At 66.5% G+C, this 19,462-nt stretch carries 12 protein-coding genes and 1 pseudogene; 8 read left to right on the forward strand and 5 right to left on the reverse strand.

Features of this window, described 5'->3' with window-relative positions:
• The first annotated feature begins 73 nt into the window (after positions 1-73).
• From J0X25_RS22975 to J0X25_RS22985, 3 genes are all read left to right on the forward strand, one after another.
• A complete protein-coding gene (locus J0X25_RS22975; protein ID WP_207289885.1) occupies positions 74-1,012 on the forward strand; it encodes an HFX_2341 family transcriptional regulator in 939 nt (312 codons plus the stop codon).
• 50 nt (positions 1,013-1,062) lie between these two features.
• Positions 1,063-1,431, forward strand: coding sequence for a DUF8102 family protein (locus tag J0X25_RS22980; RefSeq protein ID WP_345778473.1), 369 nt, complete (start codon positions 1,063-1,065; stop codon positions 1,429-1,431).
• A 161-nt stretch (positions 1,432-1,592) separates the two neighbouring features.
• A complete protein-coding gene (locus tag J0X25_RS22985) occupies positions 1,593-4,385 on the forward strand; it encodes a valine--tRNA ligase (protein WP_207289886.1) in 2,793 nt (930 codons plus the stop codon).
• Positions 4,386-4,476: 91 nt separating this feature from the next.
• On the opposite strand, the pseudogene J0X25_RS22990 reads toward J0X25_RS22985, so the two are convergent.
• Together J0X25_RS22990 and J0X25_RS22995 are read right to left on the reverse strand one after the other, a co-directional pair.
• Positions 4,477-6,665 (reverse strand): annotated as a pseudogene (locus tag J0X25_RS22990) (PAS domain-containing sensor histidine kinase).
• 103 nt (positions 6,666-6,768) lie between these two features.
• Positions 6,769-7,449 (reverse strand): DUF1405 domain-containing protein, encoded by a 681-nt coding sequence (locus J0X25_RS22995; protein ID WP_207289887.1) that lies wholly within the window; start codon positions 7,447-7,449, stop codon positions 6,769-6,771.
• Between the two features lie 147 nt (positions 7,450-7,596).
• Here J0X25_RS22995 and J0X25_RS23000 point away from each other — a divergent pair, with 147 nt between their 5' ends.
• On the forward strand, positions 7,597-8,511 hold the full coding sequence (locus J0X25_RS23000) for an acetoacetate decarboxylase family protein (RefSeq protein WP_207289888.1): 915 nt from the start codon (positions 7,597-7,599) through the stop codon (positions 8,509-8,511).
• Between the two features lie 74 nt (positions 8,512-8,585).
• Positions 8,586-9,500: a pyridoxal 5'-phosphate synthase lyase subunit PdxS gene (gene pdxS, locus J0X25_RS23005; protein WP_207289889.1), complete on the forward strand. Its 915-nt coding sequence runs from the start codon at positions 8,586-8,588 to the stop codon at positions 9,498-9,500.
• A 580-nt stretch (positions 9,501-10,080) separates the two neighbouring features.
• Here the strand turns inward: pdxS and J0X25_RS23010 are convergent.
• On the reverse strand, positions 10,081-10,407 hold the full coding sequence (locus tag J0X25_RS23010) for a hypothetical protein (protein ID WP_207289890.1): 327 nt from the start codon (positions 10,405-10,407) through the stop codon (positions 10,081-10,083).
• A gap of 55 nt (positions 10,408-10,462) precedes the next feature.
• Complete coding sequence (locus J0X25_RS23015) at positions 10,463-11,344, reverse strand: homoserine kinase (protein ID WP_207289891.1); 882 nt, start codon at positions 11,342-11,344, stop codon at positions 10,463-10,465.
• A gap of 136 nt (positions 11,345-11,480) precedes the next feature.
• On the opposite strand from J0X25_RS23015, the gene J0X25_RS23020 reads away from it, so the two are divergent.
• Positions 11,481-12,878, forward strand: a complete 1,398-nt coding sequence (locus J0X25_RS23020; protein WP_207289892.1) for an FAD-dependent oxidoreductase — start codon at positions 11,481-11,483, stop codon at positions 12,876-12,878.
• 84 nt (positions 12,879-12,962) lie between these two features.
• Here J0X25_RS23020 and J0X25_RS23025 read toward each other — a convergent pair whose 3' ends face one another.
• Positions 12,963-16,055 (reverse strand): methyl-accepting chemotaxis protein, encoded by a 3,093-nt coding sequence (locus J0X25_RS23025; RefSeq protein ID WP_207289893.1) that lies wholly within the window; start codon positions 16,053-16,055, stop codon positions 12,963-12,965.
• 470 nt (positions 16,056-16,525) lie between these two features.
• Between J0X25_RS23025 and J0X25_RS23030 the strand changes: the two genes are divergently transcribed.
• Complete coding sequence (locus J0X25_RS23030) at positions 16,526-17,845, forward strand: ABC transporter substrate-binding protein (RefSeq protein WP_207289894.1); 1,320 nt, start codon at positions 16,526-16,528, stop codon at positions 17,843-17,845.
• A 271-nt stretch (positions 17,846-18,116) separates the two neighbouring features.
• Positions 18,117-19,454: an ABC transporter substrate-binding protein gene (locus J0X25_RS23035; protein WP_207289895.1), complete on the forward strand. Its 1,338-nt coding sequence runs from the start codon at positions 18,117-18,119 to the stop codon at positions 19,452-19,454.
• The last annotated feature ends 8 nt before the right edge of the window (positions 19,455-19,462 follow it).

Raw genomic sequence — 19,462 nt, forward strand, 5'->3', positions numbered from 1 at the left:
CGCGCCTTGCCAACGTGCGGTTCCACGGGACGGAGACTGGTGATTTTTATAAACCGCATCCCACGTATCCCGTATGCAAACCCACATCGTCCCGGTCGGCTTCGACTACGACCGGCTGATCGCGCCGCTGGTGCGCGATCAGATCGACGTCGACAGCGTCATCCTCCTCGAGGGCGCCGTCGGGAGCGAGGCCAACGTCGAGTACTCCCGCCACCTCTCGGAGAAACTCGAGACGGACTTCACGAATCTGCTTGGCGCGAGCACCGAGCGGTTCGTCCTCGAGGACGTTTACGACTACGACGCGGCCTTCGAGCAGGCCTACGACCTCATCACCGCGGAACTCGACGACGGCAACGAGGTCTGGGTCAACGTCGCCGCGATGCCCCGCACCGTGAGTTTCGCCTTCGCCAACGCCGCCCACTCGCTGATGGTCGAGCGCCAGGAGGACCGCGAGGGGATCCACACCTACTACACCGCCCCCGAGAAGTATCTCGAGACGGAACTGGCCGAGGAACTCCGCGAACAGATCGCCCTCCTGGAGGAGCTGGACGACCGTTCGGACGCACCGGTCGAGGATGGCGACGGTCTCGACGGCGAGGGCCTCGACGGCGACCGGATCGACGAGCGCCTCGAGACCGCCCGGAACCTCCTCTCGGAGTTCGACGAGCGCGGGACGACGATCGGCGCCAAGGAGATCGACGGCAGGCACATCGTCGAGTTGCCCGTCGCCTCCTTCTCGAACGTCAAACCCTTCGAGGAACTCATCCTGTTCAAACTCGGCGAGGACGGCGAGTTCGATTCGGTCTCGGAACTGGCCGAGTCGCTGGCCCGCGAGTTGAACGAGGAGTATACCGACAGCTTCCGCTCGAAGGTCATCTACAACGTCGACCGTCTCGGACCCGGCGGCAAGGGGTACATCGAGCGCGAGGAGCACGGCAAGTCCTACCGGACGCGGCTCTCCCGGATCGGCGAACTCTGGGTGCGGGCCCACTCCGACGACGACTCGCGGTAGCGGTCGGAACGATCGGCGGTCGCGTCACGATCCTCGAGGGGCTCCGGGCGATGGTCGCCTTCGCGGTGGAGACGACCGTCGAACGCTCGCTGTCGGGCGTCGTCTCGCGGCTCGAGGCCGGCGAGCCGGTCACCCCGCGGGAGCTCTTCACCGTCGTCATGCAGGGCGACCACGACCCGACGGTCCACGACCGGATCGCGCTCGCCAGCGCCGACAGGGACGACCTCACGGACGGCTTCCTCGAGCGGCTGACGGCGTACCTCGGCGGCGACCTGCGGCGCGTGACCGACTCGCGGACGGTGATCGACGTCGAGGCGGGCGAGCGGACTGCCGGCTGGCGGGAGTCGGACGGGAGCGCGAACGGAAGTTCCGAGCAGCGTTCGCTCGAGGACACCGACGCGAACCCGTACGAGACGTGATCGACGAGGCGACGACGAAACACCTAACACGGTTCCCGAGGCAAGACGTAGGTATGCCCGTCATCGTCGCGGCCGCAGTCGACGCATTCGCCGGCCCGCGCGACGCGGTTTTCGTAGGGGCCCCGTAGCCCCACATTTGCAACCCCGATTCGACGGATGTATTGTCGGCGACCAGCATTCACCGAGCAACGACCGGTATCAGCAATGAGTACGCGCACCGACGATCCGACGACGACGCACGGCCGACGCCCTCCGCGGGCGGTGAGAGCATGAGTATGGACGCGCCCGAACGGACGAGCGAGGACGCCGCCGAGGGAGAGCCGACCCTCGAGGGCGGCTACGACCCCGAAACGGTCGAGGAACGGTGGCAACAGCGCTGGGTCGACGAAACGGTCTACGCCTACGAGAGCGACCCAGAGCGCGATCCCAACACGACTTACGCCATCGACACGCCGCCGCCGACGGTCTCGGGGAGCCTCCACATGGGCCACCTCTACGGCCACACCCTCCAGGACTTCGCGGCGCGGTTCCAGCGGATGCACGACGGCGCGGTCCTGTTTCCGTTCGGCTACGACGACAACGGGATCGCCAGCGAGCGCCTGACCGAATCCGAACTGGACATCCGCCACCAGGACTACGAGCGCCGCGAGTTTCAGGAACTCTGCCGCGAGGTCTGCCGGGAGTACGAGGCCGAGTTCACGGAGAAGATGCAGGGGCTGGGGTGTTCGATCGACTGGAACAACACGTACAAGACGATCGAACCCCGCGTCCAGCGCATTTCGCAACTGTCCTTCCTCGACCTCTACGAGAAGGGACGGGAGTACCGCAAGAAGGCGCCCGCGATCTGGTGTCCGGACTGCGAGACGGCCATCTCGCAGGTCGAGATGGAGGACGACGAGCGGGGCTCGCACTTCAACGACATCGCGTTCGAGCTGGCCTCCGACGGTACCGACCGCGACGAGTTCGTCATCTCCACCACGCGTCCCGAACTGATCCCGGCCTGCGTCTCCGTCTTCGTCCACCCCGATGACGAGGAAAATCAGGATCTCGTCGGCGAGGAGGCCCGGATTCCGATCTTCGGCCACGAGGTGCCGATCATCGAGGACGAGCGCGTCGACATGGAGAAGGGCAGCGGCGTCGTGATGTGCTGTACCTTCGGCGACCAGAACGACATCGAGTGGTACCAGGCCCACGACCTGCCGCTTCGCGTCGCCATCGACGAGTCCGCGACGATGACCGACCTCGCCGGGGACTACGAGGGCATGTCCACCGAGGAGGCCCGCGAGGCCATCGTCGAGGACTTGGACGACGAGGGCGCCCTCCGGGACCGCCGGGAGATCACCCACGCGGTGCAGGTCCACGAGCGCTGCGACACGCCCGTCGAGTACCGCGTCTCCAAGCAGTGGTACGTCGAGATCCTGGACCACAAGGAGGAGTACCTCGAGGCCGGCCGGGAGATGGACTGGTACCCCGAGAAGATGTTCAGCCGCTACAAGCACTGGATCGAGGGCCTCGAGTGGGACTGGCTGATCTCCCGCCAGCGCGACTCGGGCATTCCGTTCCCGGTCTGGTACTGCGCGGACTGCGACCACGAGATCATGGCCGAGCGGGCGGCGCTACCGGTCGACCCGCTGAGCGACGAGCCGCCCGTGGATAGCTGCCCCGAGTGCGGGGGCGACGACTTCGTCGCGGAGGAGGACGTCTTCGACACGTGGGCGACCTCCTCCCTCACCCCGCTGATCAACGCGGGCTGGGACTGGGACGAAGGGAGCGAGGAGTTCACCATGGCAAAGCCGGAACTGTACCCCTTCGACCTGCGCCCGCAGGGCCACGACATCATCTCGTTCTGGCTGTTCCACACCATCGTCAAGTGCTACGAGCACACCGGCGAGGTGCCCTTCGACGCGACGATGATCAACGGCCACGTGCTCGACGAGAACCGCGAGAAGATGTCCAAGTCGCGTGGCAACATCGTCGCTCCCGACGAGGTCCTCGCCGACTATCCGGTGGACGCCGTCCGATTCTGGGCCGCCAGCGCGGCGGTCGGCGACGACTTCCCGTACCAGGAGAAGGACCTGACGGCGGGCGAGAAGCTGCTGCGGAAGCTCTGGAACGCCTCGAAGCTCGTCGACACGCTCGCGCCGCGCGATCCCGAGGAACCCGCCGACCTCGAGGCGATCGACCGCTGGCTGCTCGCCGAACTCGACGACGCCGTCGCGGACCTCACCGACCACCTCGAGGCCTACGAGTTCGCGAAGGCCCGCGACCGCCTGCGCACGTTCTTCTGGAACACGTTCTGCGACGACTACCTCGAGATCGCCAAGACGCGCGAGGAGAACCCGTCGACGCAGTACGCGCTGCGGACCGCCCACCGGACGTTCCTCGAGCTGTGGGCGCCGTTCCTGCCCCACGCGACGGAGGAGATCTGGCAGGCCGTCTACAGCGACGATCCCGAGAACCTCGAGGAGACCAGTATCCACACCCGCGACTGGCCCAGCCCGCAGGGGTACGACGCGGACCTCGAGGCCGGCGAGACCGCGATGGAGGTCATCTCCGCGCTCCGGCGGTACAAGAGCGAGAACCAGTTACCGCTGAACGCCGACCTCGGGTCGGTGTCGGTCTACGGGCCGATCGAGGGCTTCGAGGACGCGATCCAGCACGTGATGCACGTGCAGGATCTCACGGTGCTCGAGGAGGAACCCGAAGTGACGACCGAAATCGCGTCGATCGACCTCGACTACTCGACGCTCGGGCCGAAGTTCGGCTCGAAGGTCGGCGAGATCGATTCGGGGATCGAGAGCGGCGACTACGAGATCGATGAAGACGATAGCGTCTTGCGAGTCGCCGGCGAAGAACTCGAGGACGACCTCTTCGAGGTCGAACGCGAGCGCACCTACTCCGGCGCCGGCGAGATGATCGAGACCGAGTCGGCGGTCGTCGTTCTCGAGGACTGACGCGGGAACTGCGATCGCGATTCGTCGTTCACCACCTGTTCTGCGTCGGCGTTGTTTGTCGCTTGTATGCCCCGGCGTCGTTCGTCGCTCGTTATGCCTCAGTATCGTCAGTCGTCCCCGCTGCAGGCAACGTAAACGAGAACGTCGTGCCGTCTCCGGGATCGGAGTCGACGCGCATCTCGCCGCCGTGGCGCTCGACGATGCGTCGGCACAGCGCCAGGCCGATGCCGGTCCCGGAATGTTCTTCGTGACTGTGGAGCCGCTGGAAGACCTCGAAGATGCGATCCTGATCGTCGGGGTCGATGCCGATCCCGTCGTCGCTGACCGACACCTGCCACACGTCTCCCGTTCGCTCCGCGCTGACCCGCACCTGTGGCGGCTCGTCGCCGCTGTACTGGATCGCGTTGCTGAGGAGATTCTGGAAGACTTGCCGTAACTGGGCGGCGTCGCCGTCGACGCGGGGCAGTTCCTCGACCGCGACGTCGGCGTCGCTCTCCTCGATCCGCACCCCGAGATCCTCGCGAACGTCCGCGAGAACCCCGTTCAGGTCGACCGGCTCGAAGGGTTCGCCCTGCGTTTCGACGCGCGAGTACTCGAGCAGCCCCTCGATCATCTCGCGCATGCGGTCGGCGCCGTCGACGGCGTAGTCGATGAACTCCTCGGCGTCGTCGTCGAGCTCGTCGGCGTAGCGGCCCTCGAGCAGTTGCAGGTAGCTCGTGACCATCCGCAGGGGCTCCTGCAGGTCGTGGGAGGCCGCGTAGGCGAACTGCTCGAGTCGTTCGTTCGACTCCTCGAGTTGCTGCTCGTACTGCTTGCGCTCGGTGATATCGCGGAAGTAGACCGACAGCCCCGACTCGGAGGGGTAGACGGTAAACTCCAGCCAGGCGTCGAACGTCACGGCCTCGACCTCGAAGCTGACGGGGTCCTGCGTCTCCATCGCTTCCCGGTACTTCTCCCGGAACAACGACTCCGCCGGGTCGGGAACCGTCTCCCAGACGGGCCGGCCGAGCAGTTCCTCCCGCGACCGGTCCAAGATCGCGGCCGCCTGGTCGTTGAGGTGGGTGTACCGCCACTCCTCGTCGAGCGCGTAGAACGCGTCCGAGATGCGAGGATCTCGCTCAACTCCGTCTCGAGCTCCGCCTTTCGCTGCTCGAGTTGCCGTTCCCGGGCCTTGAGTTCGATCACGTCCTTCGCCGCGGTGACGATGCGTTCGAGTTCGCCGTCGGGACCGTAGACCGGTGCCGTGTTCACCCGGAAGTGCATTCGCTCGCCGCTGGGCGGTTCGAACGTCAGTTCCTCGTCGAAGACCGGCTCGCCAGTCTCCAGGACGCGCGCGGACGTCGTCTCGCTCGAGTCGAGCAACTCCCCGTCCTCGTCGTAGATCTTCCACTCGCCGGTGTCGACGGGGTTTTCGCGGAACTCCTGCTCCGAGAGGCCGAAGGCCTCCTGTGCGCGCCGGTTCGCCCGGATCGTCTCGCGATCGGCGGTCTGGACGGCGATCGCGACCGGCGCCGTTTCCAGCAGTTTTTCGGTCTGGTCGTACTCGCGGCGAAGCTGTCGTTCGCGTTCCTTTCGGTCGGTGATATCGTCGACGGCGACGACGACGAGGTCGTCCGCCGACGCCCCGTCCGCGAGCGGCGCGGCGGTGATCGAGCGCCAGCAACGGCCGTCGTCCGGCAGTTCGAGCTGACACTCGTAGTCGGTGACGGGCTCGCCGGTGGCGCGGACCCGTTCCCACGGCCAGTCGTCGCGCGGAACCGGCTCGCCGTCGGCGTCGTAGAGCGTCTCCGCGTCGACGGTGCGGTCCGCGTCGGGGTCCGCGATCGGAAGCCGATCGAACAGCCGTCGGTTCCCCCGAACGACCGTCCCGTCGGGCGCGATGACGCCGAGTCCGACCGGCGCCGTCTCGAGGAGGTGTTCGGTGAGCCCCCGTTCCCGACGCAGTCGTCGTTCGTACTCCTCGCGGTCGGTCTCGAGCGCGGCGTCGGTTTCGTCAGTGTCCTTGGTTTCCTCCGTCTCGCCGGTCGCGTCGCTCCCGTCGGTCCGGTTCGTCGCTCGTGCCTCGGCGCGCCACCAGACGCGCGTCTCGTCGATCAGTTTCGTTCCGAGCACGCCTCGATCGGCGAGCTCGTTCAACAGGTGGCGGGCGGCCCGGTCGCAACACTCGAGCGTCTCGGCGACCTCCCCGGCCGTCATCGGTGCGGCGGGCTGTGCCGACTGCGTTACCGCAGACCGAACGTCCGCGAGCGTCACGTCCGGGGTCGGGCCGGGAACTCCCATGGAATCCACCTAGAGATAGCTCCATAAACGCTTGGCGTTTGGGTGAGTATCACGTAGCAGGCGTCGGAACGGTCGCGGCGGCTGACGGACAATCGGTGACGGGCTACGAGCCGCGGTCGCACTTCTCGACGCGGATCGCGAGCGCGAGAAAGAGCGCCAGCATCGCGAACGTCACCTCGCCCGCGGCGGCGACGCCGAGCGCGTCCGCGCCGAGGAACACGGACGTGTCGCGGGTGACCGGCAGGAGGGTGTGATGGGGCTCGCCGACGATCGGCACGAAGTAGTCGACGACCAGGTTGCTCCAGTACCAGACGGCGGCGACGGCGACGGCCCACACCGGGAAGTCGGTGATCCGGTGGAGGACGAACGCCTGCACGACCATCGCGAGGTGGCTCCAGAAGAGGAACTGGTACATCAGCGGATTCAGGCCGGCGTAGGCGTCCGCGAAGGCCAGCAGGGTGTAGGGGGTCCACAGCCCCAATATCACGTTGCCAAAGAAGGCCAGCGACGTCAGCCACGGCTGTTCGTACCCCAGCTTCCAGCAGGCGACCGCCAGCGCGATCAGCAGCGTCGCCATCGGGCTGTCGGGCACCCACGGCCACATCACCGCCGCCGTTTCGCCGAGCTGGGGGCCGTAGTACCAGAAGCCGAAGACCGTTCCCGCGAGGTTGATCGCCACGACGAGCCACGCGAACCGCAGTCCGAGGTCCTCGAGCGTCTTCGGAACGGGTGCGAGGGCGGTCGGCAACGGCTCTCGGTCGGGCGACGCGGTCGACGCGAACATCGTTTCGTCAATCGTGACGAACGGCGCTCGCAAAACAGTAGCGGTTACCGTCGATGGGCTGCCACCGAATCGATTCGAACGGGTATCGCGTCCCTCGCCCCGAATCCGACCCGGACCACTATTTGCTTCCGTCACGTCGTGGGCCGTATGGAACCCGCCATCGCCGACGGCTCGCGAGTGACGCTCTCGACCGGCCACGAGATCGAACTGCCGCTCGAGCTCTCCTTCGCCGTCGGCGGCGTGACGGTCCCGGCTCGGCGCGAACGACTCGCGGCACTCCTCCCGAGCGACCTCTCCGCGCTGGCCGTCGCGCCGGGGATCGGTTGCGTCACGTTCGTGGGAATTCAGTATCACCGCGTCGGCGGGGAGTCGAACGAGCGGAACCGCGGGACGGGCGACCGGAACGACGGGCCGAACGAGAGAGACGACAAACCGAACTGGAGGAACGACGAGTCGGCTGACGAGCGGAGAGTCGATACCGGTCTCGAGCCCTACAACGAGTTCGCGGTGATCGTTCCCGCGGTTCGCGGCGGGCAGACCGACGCACCGTTCGCACAAATCTACGGCGGCGAAATCGGTGGCTACGTCCACTGGCTACCCGTCACGACCGACGCCTCGGTCGCGCTCGGACGCGAGATCTGGGGCTACCCCAAGGAGCGGGCCGACATCACGGTGACCGACGGGCCGCGGGGCCTGCGCTGTGTCGTCGCCGACGCGGGTGACGATCGGCGAGGTGAGGATGGGAGTGGGGGTCACGGGGGTCGGAAACGCAGCGGAAATCGAGAACGAGTGCGCTTCGAGGTGCCCCGCCCTCGGACGCGAGTCGCCGACGGCAGGCGCGACTGGACGCTGTGGAGTTACACGACGAAGGGCGGCGACCTGCTGCGGACGAAAGCCGAGGTCTGGGGCGACGTCGCGCTCGGATCGCCCCTCGGCGCGACGCTCGAGGTCGATCCCGCTCTCGAGGCGGAACTGGGCTGCTGGTCGCGCCCGCTCGTGCGGCTGTACGGCGCTCGAGTGCGGGCGCGACTCCACAAGGGCGAGCGAGTCGGCGACGCCTGAGGCGATTCGAGGAGTCGCCCTCACTTCGCGCTCGAACGGACACGCGTAAGTGCGGTCGCTCACAACCGCGTACTATGACTGACGAAACCGACACCGATCTCGAGGAACTCAGACGCGGGACCGACCTCGTCAAGCGCGGCTTCGCCCGGATGCAGAAGGGCGGCGTCATCATGGACGTTGTCAACAAGGAACAGGCGCGCATCGCCGAGGACGCCGGCGCGGTCGCCGTGATGGCCCTCGAGGCCGTCCCCGCGGACATCCGCAAGCGCGGCGGCGTCGCCCGGATGGCCGACCCCGCCGACGTCGAGGCGATCGTCGAGGAGGTCTCGATCCCGGTGATGGGCAAGGCCCGCATCGGCCACACGAAGGAGGCCCAGATCCTCGAGGCCGTCGGCGTCGACATGATCGACGAAAGCGAGGTGCTGACCCCCGCCGACGACGCCTACCACATCGACAAGCGCGACTTCACCGCGCCGTTCGTCTGTGGCGCCCGCGACCTCGGCGAGGCGCTGCGCCGGATCGACGAGGGCGCCGCGATGATCCGAACGAAGGGCGAGGCCGGCACCGGCGACGTCAATCAGGCCGTCCACCACCAGCGGACGATCAAGGGCGCGATCCGCGAACTCGAGGGAATGACTCACGAGGAGCGAGAGGCCTACGCCCGCGAGATCGAAGCACCCGCGGAACTGGTCCACGAGACCGCCGAGATGGGCCGTCTTCCGGTGGTGAACTTCGCCGCGGGCGGTATCGCCACCCCCGCGGACGCCGCGCTGATGATGCACCACGAGTGCGACGGTATCTTCGTCGGCAGCGGCATCTTCGGCGCCGAGAACCCGCCCGAGATGGCCGAGGCGATCGTCGAGGCGACGAACGACTGGGACGACGCCGAGACGCTCGCGGAGATTTCGAAGAACCTCGGCAAGGGGATGAAAGGCGACGCGAACGCCGATCTGCCCGAGGAGGAGCAACTGCAGGGTCGAGGCGTCTAGCCGAGGAGCGCGGAGTTTCGTTTTCGACTGCGCGACGCCCGGTCGGGACGTCGATCGGACCGCTGGATCCGACTCGGCAGCCGAATGCATCGCGCGTCGTTGTTTCTCTGCTATCTACGGCCGTTTCGGTAGCCCACTGCCATCGTAACTCGACCACCGTCTCTCAACCGGACCGTTGAACCGGCGTGCGGTGGCGCGCGCTGTCGGCCGCCCGAGCGACAGTGAGGTCGGTCGATAACACCGTGCGAGGGATGAGCGAGTGATTGAAAGGAACGAGCGAATCGGTTGGGGAGGACGTGGAAATCCCCGTTGCCAGCGCAAGTAGTGTACTTGTGCGACAATCCTCAAAGGCGAGCGTTCTGCTGACACTGGCAACGAGGAGAGCCACGTCCTCCCCAACCGATTCGCTCACTCCGTTCGCTCATCCCTCGCACGGCTTCGAACTGCGCCTCACTTTTCGTTCGACACAGTTCGGCGCGCGCCACCGCACGAGTGACCGCTCGAAGCGATCCGCCACGTCGCTGTATCGGTCGACGACAGTCAGCTGATCCAGATCTGCAGTCGTCCGATACCAGCGCAGTCACCGAACGAACGGTACGACGACCAGATAGGCGAGGTACGTCAAAAGCGAACCGAGCGCGAACGAGAGGACGCTCGAGGCCGCGACCCACGCTCCGATCACGACGCCGAGGAGTGCGAGCCCCACACAGAGGCCCTGGACGGCGGGCCGTTCCCAGTAGTCGCGGACGGTCTCGTACGCTCGAGCGGCCGCGAGTTCGAAGCCGATCGTTCCGAGGCCACCGAGCACGAGGGCCGGCCACCACACCGACGCGTCGACGGCCACGAACGCGAGTCCGACGGCGACGAGAACGAGTATCGCGAGCGCGGCGTCGGTTCGGGTTCCCATCGGTTCGAGTGGTCAGTCTGGCGTCGTTCACCCGACTCGAGTCGCGGATCGGCGATCAGTCCCGGTACAGCGTCGCGCCCTCGCCGATGCGGGTCTGGTAGGCGCGACTCTCGATGCCGACGGCGTCGAAGGTGTCGATCATGGTCGACGCGATCGCGGCCTGATCGCGCCGGTGACAGACCGCGAGGATTCCCGGGCCGGCCCCGCTGACCGTGACGCCGGTCGCCCCCGCCTCGAGGGCGGCGTCCCGAACCTGCGCGTAGCCGTCGATCAGCGCGGTGCGTTCGGGGGTGACGATGGCGTCTTCCATCCCGCGGCCGACGAGGGCGGGATCGTCCCGGGTCATCCCGACGGCCAGCGTGGCGGCGTTGCCGACGGTGTCGACGACGTCCTCGAGGGTCGCCGAGTCGGGGACGACCCCGCGCGCGTCGCGCGTGGAGACGGACATTTCGGGGAGACAGGCGACGACGGGGATCGAGGCGTCGACCTGCGTGACGCCGTCGTCGGTGACGATGGTGAACCCGCCCAGCAGTGAGGGCGCGACGTTGTCGGCGTGGGCCTCGCCGGAGACGAGCGCCTCGCCCTCGGCGGCGACGGGAACGAGTTCCTCCCGCGAGAGGCCGCGGTCGTAGAGGGCGTTCAGCGCGACGGCCGCGGCGGCCGCGCTCGCGGCTGAGGAGCCGAGTCCGGACGAGGGCCGCACCCCCTTGTCGATCTTGATGTGGGCCGGCGCGTCGAGGGCGTCGGCGACCGCCCCGACGGTGTTCTGGTTCGGATCCTCCGGGATGTACTGGCTGCCGGCGCCGATGACGGAAATCCGCGTTTCCGGCGCGCGCTCGACCCGGACCACGTCGGCGGGCGTCCCGAGAGCGACGCCGAAGACGTCGAAGCCACTCCCGAGGTTCGCACTCGTCGCGGGTGCCCGCACGGTGAGCATGCGGATGCCTTCCGAGACTGCAGCAAAAAAGGTAGCGGACCGCGACGGGGCGCGGACGCGGGTCGCGAGTCCCCCGTCGACGACTCCGGACCCGGCCGACCGCAACTGCAAAGAGTCGCTGCCCCCGTCCACCGATATGATCGGCGTCGTCGGCGGAACCGCGGCGGGACTCGCGGCCGCCTACGGACTCACAGAGCGCGGCCACGACGTCCGCGTCTTCGAACCGAGCGACCGACTCGGCGGTATCGCCGCGACGACTGCGGCCGACGGCACCGGCGGCGACCCCCTCGAGCGCGTTCCCGTCTCGTTCGTCCGGCCGCGAGACGAGGCAGCGATCGACCTGCTCGCCGACCTCGGCTTGGCGGATCGCCTCGAGTGGCGGCCGACCCGGACGGCCATGTACGTCGACGGCACCGTCCACCCCGTCGACGCCCCCTGGGAGTTCCTGGCCTATCCGCCCCTCTCGCTATCGGACACGGCGCGTCTCGCGACGCTCCAGAGCGGGATCGACCGCCGCGGCTTCACCCGACGACGGCCGCGATTCGACGCGTACGACCCCGCGGCGTACGCGGACGTCCCCGCCGAGGCGTTCGTCCGCGAGCACGCGGGCGACGCCGTCTACGAGCGATTTTACGGCCCGCTGCTCGCGGCCCGGTTCGGCGACCGCGCGTCGACGGTGAGCGCGGCGTGGGTGCTCGAGCACTGTCGCGGCGAGCGCGAGCGAACTCGGTTCGGCCGGGAGTACCGCGGTCAGTTCGCGGACAGTTCGGCCGTCCTCGTCGACGCGCTGGCCGACGCCATCGGCCGCGAGCGAATCGTGACGAACGCGCGCGTCACGGCGCTCGAGGGCGCGACCGGAGACCGAGATGCGACCGCCGGTGACGGGAGCGACCGACTCGAGTCGCTCACGGTCGAACGCGACGGCGTGCGCGAGACATACCCCGTCGACGCAGTCGTGCTGGCGAGCGCGACCGACCGCCACCCGGGGCTGACCCGCTTCGAACCGCCGGTTCCGGTGCGGACGCGCACCTGCGTTCGCGTCTCGACGACCGCCGAGACGCCGCTGACCGACGCCTATCGGGTTACGATGGTCGACGACGCCCCGTTCGGCGAACTCGTCACGCCGACGGTGCTCGGCTCGTCCGAGCGAGATGACGGCCACCGATACTGCCTGCTCGACGGCGGGGCGGCCGCCGACCGCTCGAGCGCAACGGTCGAACGGCGCTGGCTCGAGGCGCTGGCGACTCGCTTTGCTCGGTTCGATCGCAACGACCTCGCCGGCATCGAGACGACGCGAATCCGCCAGCCCGTCCCCGAACGCGGGACCGCGGTGGGCGTCACGACTCCCGTCGCGGCTTCCACTGGCGGCCGCACGACGGTCCTCGCCGACGGCGTCTACGGCGCCGGACCCGCGTGCCAGCGCCAGTTCCCCGAACGGAGCGTCGGCGCCGCGCTCGAGACCGGGCTGACCTGCGGGATGCGGGTCGCCGACGAGCTGAGCGGTGTCTCGAAACGGCAGTCGGCCAGTCACTGATCAAAACCGCGAGAAAAACAGCGTGTGGCGGCTATCGTCGCCGCCTCCCGGAGCGGCAATCCGCGTCGATTCGCGAGCGACCCGTTACTCGTCCGTATTCCCGAACGTGAACACGTCGTCGTTGTCGGCGTCGTCGTCAGAGTCGTCGGCGTCCTCGTCGGCGTCAGCCTCAGTGGCCTGATCGGCCGCCGGGGCGTTCATGTCATCACTCTGGTCGCCGTTCCGGATCGACTCGTCGTTGTCAACCGGCTCGAGCGGCTCCGCGCCGTCGTCGACGAGCGGATCGGTCGCGTCGTCCTCGAGGGAGTCGTCCGACTCCTGACCGCTCGCCTCGTCGGCCTGCCCGTCCGCTGGTTCGGCAGCCACGGGCTCCGAGTCGGCGGCGCTCTCGTCCTCGATGCCGAGGATCTCGTCGGCGCCGAGTTCGGTGCTTTCGGGCGCGTCGCCGTCGTCGGTCGACGGCTCGGACTCAGCGTCAGGCGCGGGCGCAGGTTCGGCGTCGGGTGCCGCAGCGGGTTCGGCGTCCGGCGCAGGCGCAGGCTCTGCCTCCGTCGCAGGGACAGCCTCTGTCTCCGGCGCGGGCGCGGGCTCCGCGTCAGTGACGGCGGCCTCGGACTCGAGGTCGTCGTCGACCGGTTCGGTCGCGAACGTCTCGGCTGCGTCGGCTTCCGGTCCGGTCTCGCTCGATCGCTCCGGTTCGTCGTCCGTCGGTTCGACCGCCTCCGTCCGATCGGTCTCGAGGGTGATGCCACCCTCCGATTGGCCGTCGTCCGCGCCCGGTTCGTCCGCGAGGTCGAACTCCGGTGCGGCCGGCGCCGCGTCGGGCCCGTCATCGTCGTCGTCTCCGTTGTCGAGTTCCGAGCGGTCGACGTCGGTGTCGAACCGGTCGAGCGCCTCGGAGAGTTCGGCGGCCTGCCCGGAGAGGTCCGAGGCGGACTGGGTCACTTCGGTCAGGGCCGTGGTCTGCTCCTCGGCGGCGGCGGCGACGTTCTGGGCCTCGGCGGTCGTCTCCTCGGAGATCGTCGCGGCGTCGTCGACCATCGCGACGACTTCCTGCGTCGAGGCGGCCTGTTCTTCGGTCGCGGCGGAGATCTCCTGGACGCCCACGTTGGTCTCCTGGGCGAGTTCGGCGATCTCCTCGAGCGCTTCGACGGCCTCGGCGACCTGCTCGCCGGCGTCCTCGATCTGGGAACTGGTCCCCTCGACCTCGTCGGCGGACTGCTCGGTGCGTTCGCGGATCGCCTCGAGTCGGTCCTCGGCCTCGTCGGCCGCCTCGGCGACGTCCTCGGAGAGGGCCTTGACCTCCTTCGCGACGACGGAGAACCCTTCGTCGTCCTTGCCGCCCGCGGAGCGGGAGGCTTCGATGTTGGCGTTCAGCGCCAGCATGTTGGTCTGGCGAGCGATCTCGGAGATCGTGTTGATCAGTTCGTCGATCTGCTGGACCTCCTCCTCGAGGCGGCGGATCTCGCTGACGGCGTCCTCCGCTTCGGTCTCGATCTGGTCCATGGCGGCGATCGCCTCCTGGGCGGCCTCCTGTCCGTCTCGGCCGGTGTCGACCGTCCGTTCGGCGATGTCCGCGACCTCGTTCGAGGAGGCGGCGATCTCCTCGGTGGTCGTCGAGAGCCCGCTCATCTCCTGGTTGACCGACTGCAGCGACTGGTTCTGGTTCTCCGCGCCGTCGGAAATCTCCTGAATCGACTCGGTGACCTGCTGAGAGGCGGAGCGGACCTCCTCGCTGGAGGCGGTCACCTGCTCGGAGGCGGTCGCGACGTCGGTCGCGAACCGATTGAGTTCGGAGACCGTCTGCTCGATCTCCTCGAGCATGAGGTTGAACTCCTCGGCGATCTCCCGCATCGCCTCGTTGTCGCCGTCGGCGTCCATCCGGGCGGTCAGGTCGCCGTCGGCGGCCGCCTCCATCACGTCGCTGTACTCGTCGGCCTTCTCCTCGAGGTGGCCGTTGATCTCCGCGATGCGTTCGCGTTCGCGTTCGGCCTCCTCGCGGGCGGCTTCGGCCTCCTCGATCTGTTCGCGCAGGGCGACGCGCATCGAGTCGAAGCCGGCGTAGAGCCGACCGATGTTGTCGACGCGCTTGGTCTCGAGGTCGACGTCGAGATCACCCTGTTCCATCTTGCTGGCCTTGTCGGTGAGGCGATCGATCGAGACGGCCGTGTTCCGACCGAGCGCGGCGCCGATCATCCCGATCATGAGCACGCCGGCGATCGTCGCGATCCAGCCCCAGTTGTTGACGGTGTTGACGAACCCGTACGCCTGACTCTCCGGTTCGTGGGTCACGACGACCCAGTCGGTTCCGAAGACGCGAGCGGAACTGACGACGTAGTTCTCGTCGGTGAACTGGTAGGCGTCGGTTCCGAAGTTCAGTGCGGAGCCGGCGACCTGGTGGGTGCCGGCACCCTCGGTGCGGGCCGACTGGACGATGTCGTTCAGTTCGTCACCCTCCTGGGCGTACGAGAGTCCCAGCGTCTCGTGGCCCTCGCCGTAGCCGACGTTGTCGAGCAACACGTCGTTCTCGCCGTCGAGGATCATCGTCGTGGTTCCGTCGCTGTTGTCCAGCCGATTCGCGTAGGCCTCGAGTTCGGCGGTGTAGACGATCGCCCTGTCGTCCTCGCCGGGGACGGACAGCACGTAGGTAATGACGGCGACCTGTTCGTCACCCAGCTCGCGGTCGACCGTGTACGGGTCCGAAACCCACGGGACGCCGTCGATCGCGTGGGCCTGCTCGTAGGCCTCGGCGTCGACGCCCTCGATCACGTCGGTCGACGGCGGTTCGGTGGTGTCGTAGTCCGTGCTCGCGAGCACCGTTCCGTTCTCGGTGTCGACGTAACTGATCCCGTGTACGTCGGCGTCGAGGTGTTCCTCCCAGTCGAGGAATCGGCTCTCGATCTGCTCCCGATCGCCGTTCTCGACGACGTCGGACCAGGCGATCACCCCGATCGTATGCTCGTTTTGCTCGTTCCACATCTGCAGGTTCTGCGCTTCCTGACCGGCGATCGACGTGTGATCCGTCTGAACACGGTCTTCGACCTGATCAGTTATGGCTCCGGTTGCGACGAAGCCGACCAATCCCACACCCAGACCGAGTATCAACAATACGATCCCGAACTTGACCGCGTATCTGCGGCGAATAGCTGATGGCACCAATCGTCGAAGAGCGTCCATAGATATACTGCCGGTCTAACTGTCCACACATAAATGATGATCCACTATTATCGGAGCTGATAATCAGATTTCGTCTACAGTCGTTCTAGTAATCATCAAAACATACAAATATATAACAGCTCACATAATCCATAATCTATATCTCTGGATTATAGTTGGAAGCCTGATATTTATGTAAAAACGAGTGGGAAGCTAGTTTTGAATAGAGATAAATTACTGATAGATGGTGTAATCTAATATTTGCCAGAGACTGACTCGAACCGGTAGCGCCGGCAGGCGGTTGCCACTGCCCCGCGATTCGAGACGCTCACCGGGGGCCGAACATGTCCGAAATTCTGTCTTGACAAACGGTACCATATATCCCTCAAAATGGCATATTTGTCCCCCTCTGGCCGATAATTACAACTGGATTCGACTGAACCTCGCGCCATCCACAAACGTTAAACAATACTGGTTCCACGACTGTTCCGATGACTAACACTCCATCGTCGCTGGACGATTCGGTTTCGTCCGGCAGTTCTCACCGCGGGTTGAACCGACGGCGACTCCTCGGATCGACCGCCAGCGGTATCGCCGGCGTCTCGCTCGCTGGCTGTCTCGGTACCTTCGATTCGATCGGCGGCACCAGTGCTGCCCAAGAGACGATCACGATCGGGCTACTGGCGCCCAAGCCGAAGAGCAACTACATCGGGCGGTCGATGCAGCGATCCGCCGAGTTGGCGGTCGAGAAACTCAACGATGACGGCGGGATCGACGGGACGACGGTCGAACTCGTGACCGGCGACACGCACGAGAGCCCGCTCGAGGCCCGACGCGAGTATCAGCGACTCATCCTCGAGGAAGGGGCCGACGTGACGGTCGGCGTCTTCAACAGTTCGGCCCTCGAGAACATCATGGAGGAGATGGCCGAACAGCAGACGGTCCACATCACCACGGGAGCGGCGACGACGGCGGCCAGCGAGGCCGTCAGGGACGATTACGAACGATACAAGTACCACTTCCGTGCCGGCCCGACCAACAACCACCACCTCGGACTCGCACAGATCGATTTCCTCGGCGACGTGGGGAGCCAGATCGGCTGGGAGTCGGTCGCCGTGCTGGTCGAGGACTATCCCTGGGCGGACCAGCCCTGGAAGGTCTATCAGGACCGACTCGACGAGACGGGCCTCGACATCGTGATGGACGAGCGATACGCGCCGTCGACCAACGACTTCTCGGACCTCTACGGCGAAATCGCCCGGGAAGGCGCCGACGCAGCCATTTTCGGGACCGCTCACACGGGCACCACCCCGATGTTCCAGTGGGCGAAGGGCCAGCTGCCGTTCGCGTTCGGCGGGATCCACCTCCCGATGCAGCTCCCCTCGTACTTCCGACAAACTGGCGGCGCCTGCCAGTACGGCTTCGGACTGACCAGCGCGACCGCACAGTCCGAGTTCGACGGGACCGGAGCGTTCGTCGAGGACTACCAGCGCACCTACGATTCGCGGCCCGTCTACACGGGGTATCACACCTACGACGCGGTCCACGCCTTCGCCCGCGCCGTCGAGGACGCGGGAACGACCGACAGCGAGGAACTGGTTCCGGTCCTCGAGGGCATCTCGCATCCGGGAACGTCCGGAACGATCGAATTCTACGGCGCCGACGCCGACTACCCCCACGACCTCAAGTACGTCGAGGACGAGACGCTCTGCTTCCAGTGGCACGGGGGGAACGACGGAAACGGGACCCAGGAAATCATCTGGCCCGAGAAACACAAGACGGCCGACTACGAACCGCCGAGTTGGCTCTAGCCGGGCGACCGCGATCCGATCGTCTCGATTCCTGATTGTCACCGCTCCGTTTCGCTCTCCTCGGTTCCGGACAACCACGTCTCTCCGTTCGTCTCGACGACCTCGACCGCTCGAGTTCCTCGGCGCCCACGGGACTTCCGGTTGGTGCTCGTTTTCTCTAGGTACAAATCGTCTCGAGCAGTGTCACGGCCCCACAAACAAGTCGTGCTGGCGTGAATCATGGTATCTCCCCACAAGTATTAATACATATAGGAATAGATGTGAGTCAAGTATGCTTAAAAGTGAGCGTCGCGGTGGACGGACGGACGGAACGTCCGGTACCGACGCGGGTCCGGGTCGGATCGATCGGCGAACGGTACTCAAAACGGCGGCCGGTAGCGGCGCCACCGTCTCGCTCGCTGGCTGTCTCGGTACCTACGAGACGATCGTCGGCAGCAGCACGGAAGCGGAACCGATCACGGTCGGGATGTTAGCGCCGAACCCGAAGAGCAACGTTATCGGCCAGTCGATGGCGCAGTCCGCCCAACTCGCCGTGGACGAACTCAACGAGAACGGCGGTATCGACGGTCAGGAGGTCGAACTGGTCGTCGGAAACACGAAGAGCAGTCCGCTCGAGGGGCGTCGAGCGTACCAGCGACTCATCCTCGAGCACGGCGCCGACGTGACGGTCGGCGTCTTCGACAGTCCGACGCTCGTGAACCTCATGGACGAGATCGCGGAACAGCAGACGCTCCACCTCACTGCCGGGGCCGCGTCCCGGTTCGCGAGTCAAAAGGTCAACGAGGAGTACGACCGGTACAAGTACCACTTCCGCGTCGGACCGACGAACGACGCCGACCTCGGTCGCGCCCAGATCAACTTCATGAACGTGTACGCGACCGAGATCGGCTGGAACTCGATCGCCGTGCTGGCCGAGGACTACCCGTGGGCCGACAAACCGTGGGAGATCTATCAGAACCACCTACCGGACACGCCCGTCGACGTGGTGTACGAGAACCGGTATCCGCCGTCGACGAAGGATTTCACGGAGATCTACACGCAGGCCGCGCGGGCCGGCGCCGACGCGGCGTTCATCTCGACCGCTCACACCGGCAACGAGGCGCTCGCCTACTGGAAACGCGGCCAGTTCCCGTTCGCGTTCGGGGGCATCCACGTTCCGATGCAAGTCCCGTCGTACTACGAACAGAGCGGCGGGCTGAGTCGGTACGCCGTCGGCTTCTCGGTGGCCACTGAGCAGAGCGAGATCACCGACAAGACGCAGGGTTTCGTCCAGAACTACGCGGAGACGTTCGGCACGTATCCCCAGGATATGGGATACTACACGTACGACGCGATCTACCTGTTCGCCGAGACCGTGGAATCGACCGGAACGCTCGATACGGACGAACTGATCCCGTCTCTGGAAGACGTCTCCTACACCGGTGTCAGCGGCACCACCGATTTCTACGACCCCGATCACGTTCACGCCCACGATCGGTTCTGGGACGAAGACGATCCGACCGGGATTTACTTCCAGTGGCAGGAGAACGACGACGGCGAGGGCGTTCGGGAAGTCATCTGGCCCGACGAACACAAGACGAGCGACTACGTCCGGCCGCCGTGGATATAGGTCGCGTC

The sequence above is a fragment of the Haloterrigena alkaliphila genome (genome assembly GCF_017352155.2).
Taxonomy (GTDB): domain Archaea; phylum Halobacteriota; class Halobacteria; order Halobacteriales; family Natrialbaceae; genus Haloterrigena; species Haloterrigena alkaliphila.

Excerpts from the sequence above, each read along its gene's own strand:
- J0X25_RS23000 (WP_207289888.1), top strand. The coding sequence starts at position 7,597 with ATGGAACCCGCCATCGCCGACGGCTCGCGAGTGACGCTCTCGACCGGC.
- J0X25_RS22980 (WP_345778473.1), top strand. The coding sequence starts at position 1,063 with ATGGTCGCCTTCGCGGTGGAGACGACCGTCGAACGCTCGCTGTCGGGC.
- J0X25_RS23025 (WP_207289893.1), bottom strand. The coding sequence starts at position 16,055 with ATGGACGCTCTTCGACGATTGGTGCCATCAGCTATTCGCCGCAGATAC.
- J0X25_RS23010 (WP_207289890.1), bottom strand. The coding sequence starts at position 10,407 with ATGGGAACCCGAACCGACGCCGCGCTCGCGATACTCGTTCTCGTCGCC.
- pdxS (WP_207289889.1), top strand. The coding sequence starts at position 8,586 with ATGACTGACGAAACCGACACCGATCTCGAGGAACTCAGACGCGGGACC.
- J0X25_RS22975 (WP_207289885.1), top strand. The coding sequence starts at position 74 with ATGCAAACCCACATCGTCCCGGTCGGCTTCGACTACGACCGGCTGATC.
- J0X25_RS22995 (WP_207289887.1), bottom strand. The coding sequence starts at position 7,449 with ATGTTCGCGTCGACCGCGTCGCCCGACCGAGAGCCGTTGCCGACCGCC.
- J0X25_RS23030 (WP_207289894.1), top strand. The coding sequence starts at position 16,526 with ATGACTAACACTCCATCGTCGCTGGACGATTCGGTTTCGTCCGGCAGT.
- J0X25_RS23035 (WP_207289895.1), top strand. The coding sequence starts at position 18,117 with ATGCTTAAAAGTGAGCGTCGCGGTGGACGGACGGACGGAACGTCCGGT.
- J0X25_RS23020 (WP_207289892.1), top strand. The coding sequence starts at position 11,481 with ATGATCGGCGTCGTCGGCGGAACCGCGGCGGGACTCGCGGCCGCCTAC.
- J0X25_RS23015 (WP_207289891.1), bottom strand. The coding sequence starts at position 11,344 with ATGCTCACCGTGCGGGCACCCGCGACGAGTGCGAACCTCGGGAGTGGC.